Origin of the sequence: Shewanella sp. 10N.286.52.C2, from assembly GCF_002874545.1 — a bacterium.
In the GTDB taxonomy this organism is placed as follows: Bacteria; Pseudomonadota; Gammaproteobacteria; order Enterobacterales; family Shewanellaceae; genus Shewanella.
The window spans coordinates 1-707 of sequence record NZ_MCTV01000051.1 but is presented as its reverse complement, the minus strand read 5'-3'; the positions used below and the strand labels follow the sequence as shown (position 1 = coordinate 707).

Genomic DNA, 707 nt, shown 5'->3' with positions numbered 1-707 from the left:
ACATCAACGGTGATATCCGCAGGGTCATTGGCGCCAGTGATTGTGATGGTGAGTGTTTGCGTTAGAGATTGAGTGCCGTCTGTTGCAGTATAAGTAAATACGGCATTGGCAGTCACGCCATCTGGTAACGCTTCTGAAGATGCGCCATTAGCGATAAACGTGTAACTACCATCAGAGTTGATAGTTAATGTGCCATATTCATTGGCGATCACCCCAGGTTGTCCAGCAGTAACCGCAGTGTTTGTGCCTGACACACCAGAATGGATCCCAGTGACACTTAGTGCGTCGCCATCTAAGTCACTATCGTTGCTCAATACGCCATTAGCTGCATCTGCTGTTACAGTGGTATTTTCATCAACACTATCAACATCAGCCACTAAGTCTGGGGCATCATTTTCAGCGCCAACATTAATGGTGAGGGTTGCCGTATCAGTTGCCGTGCCGTCAGTTACAGTATATTCAACAGTATCTACGCCATTAAAGTCCAATGGAGGCGTGTAGGAGTAACTGCCATCTGCGGCAATCACAATAGTGCCACCTTCCGTTGTGGTAAAGGTGCCTTCAATAACAGAAAGTGCGTCGCCATCTAGATCTGAATCATTGGCATCCAAATCAACAGTTGAATTAAAGACAACATCTTCTGCTATAAAGATTTCATCATCGACCGCGATAGGGCCGTCATTGGCACCCACAATAGTAATGGTCAC

1 protein-coding gene is annotated in these 707 nt (G+C 46.4%); it reads right to left on the bottom strand.

Features of this window, described 5'->3' with window-relative positions; genetic code table 11:
• Positions 1 to 707: Ig-like domain-containing protein (locus tag BCU94_RS16650; RefSeq protein ID WP_133149801.1), on the bottom strand; the 707-nt coding region annotated here is incomplete at both ends.